At 45.7% G+C, this 623-nt stretch carries 1 pseudogene; it reads right to left on the reverse strand.

The window, feature by feature from the left end:
• Positions 1-487 (reverse strand): annotated as a pseudogene (locus ACRBG0_RS21390) (hypothetical protein); the annotation flags it as partial.
• Positions 488-623: the final 136 nt, after the last annotated feature.

The raw sequence follows: 623 nt of genomic DNA on the forward strand, positions 1-623 counted from the left end.
CCGTGTATCTGATTTCAGAATTCGGACCATCAAGCGCAATGGTCGTAACTGTTTCCTGGAGTTCTACCTCCGTGCCATCACCAGAAGTATGTTCTGCAATAGGGTTCCCCGTTGTCACAAGGGCAATCACTTCACTATTGCCTACGTAATCAGATAAATCTACAGAATTACCATCCTCAATACTTAGTACACTACCCGATAAGCTTAGATTTTGATCATCCGTACCCGTCCCATCTTGCAAAGCTGATAAGTCTACCGTATGTGGTATTTGACCATCATCTTCCACCTCCAGGGTTAGCGTTGTTCCGCTAAGGGAGAAGTTATCGACACCTTGGTCATCTGTATCGAGAGTAGCGAGATCAACACTGTTTCCATCTTCGATACTTAGAGTGGTGCCGGTTAGCGTCAGATTTTGATCATCCGTACCCGTCCCATCTTGCAAAGCTGATAAGTCAACCGTATGTGGTATTTGACCATCATCTTCCACCTCCAGGGTTAGCGTTGTTCCACTGAGGGAGAAGTTATCGACACCTTGGTTATCTGTATCCAGGGTGGCCAGATCAACACTGTTTCCATCCTCGATACTTAGAGTGGTACCTGATTAGCGTCAGATTTTGATCATC

The sequence above is a fragment of the Lewinella sp. genome (assembly GCF_050633125.1).
Taxonomy (GTDB): Bacteria; Bacteroidota; Bacteroidia; order Chitinophagales; family Saprospiraceae; genus Lewinella.